This window comes from Candidatus Accumulibacter vicinus (genome assembly GCF_000584955.1).
GTDB lineage: Bacteria > Pseudomonadota > Gammaproteobacteria > Burkholderiales > Rhodocyclaceae > Accumulibacter > Accumulibacter vicinus.
In genome coordinates this window covers 44,611-45,665 of record NZ_JDSS02000018.1, presented here as the reverse complement: position 1 = coordinate 45,665, position 1,055 = coordinate 44,611, and the positions used below count along the sequence as shown (strand labels likewise).

1 protein-coding gene is annotated in these 1,055 nt (G+C 64.7%); it reads right to left on the bottom strand.

The features are described 5' to 3' along the window. On the bottom strand, positions 1 to 909 hold a 909-nt coding region (locus CAPSK01_RS05200; RefSeq protein ID WP_273703138.1), incomplete at its 3' end, for an NAD(P)/FAD-dependent oxidoreductase. Positions 910 to 1,055 lie beyond the last annotated feature (146 nt).

The following is a 1,055-nucleotide window of genomic DNA, read 5'->3' as shown; positions in this document are numbered from 1 at the left end:
AATTTCGGCAGCGAAGGCCTCGGCGCGCGTCGGGTCGACACGATAGTCAAGTGAGCCGATCGGCTGCCCTGGCATCGGGGGCGGCAACCACTCGACATCCGGACCGAAGCGCGCCTGCCCGCCGAGATCGAGCGTCAGATGCACCCCCAGGCCGCCGTTCTCGGGCAGCGGATAAATGAGCCGGGAGAACGGTGAGCAGCCACTGAGGGCATAGTAGCTGCCTTTGGCATGATGGCGCACGGGCAGCAGCGCCGCCGGAAAACCGGCGAGCGAAGCGGCGACTTCAGGTGCCCAGAGGCCGGCGGCGTTGATCACCATGGCGCTTGCAAAGCGCAGGCCGTCGCTGCCGCCACTTTCGAGGAGGAAGCCGCTTGTCTCGATGGAGCCGCTGCAGAGCGGGCTGTGCAGGGCCAGCCAAGCGCCGGCCCGTTCGGCTTCGCCGAGCAGCGCCAGCATCAGGGCGCGGCTGTCGATGATGCCGGTGGAGGGAGAGAGCAGGGCAGCGCTACACGCCAGTGCGGGCTCCAGGGCGCATGCCTCGGCTGCACTCAGCAGGCGCAGGTCGTCGACACCGTTCAACTGACCCTGCTGTTGCAGTGCGGCAAGTCCGTCTTCCTGGGTTGCCGAGGTGGCGACGATCAGCTTGCCGCAGCGCCGGTGGTTGACGCCATGTGTGGCGCAGAATTCGTAGAGTTTCCGCTGGCCGGCAACGCACAGTGCTGCCTTGAGCGAGCCTGTCGGGTAATACAACCCGGCGTGGATCACCTCGCTGTTGCGGGCGCTGGTTTCACTGCCAAAGGTGTCGTTGCGTTCGATGATGACGGTTTCGATACCCCGCTGTGCCAGCGCGCGGGCACAGGCCAGGCCGACCACGCCGGCCCCGATGACAATCGCTGCAACGCATTCCATGGCTCTCTCACCGTTATCAATCCTGTCCCGGGGGCGGCATCGTCAAGCTTCTTACGAGCTGCTGCTGTATCGCTACTTCGTCAAGGTTACGATAGGGATTCGCAACCACCAGAAAGCGCCATCGTAGCCGCAAAAAAAAAGCGCGA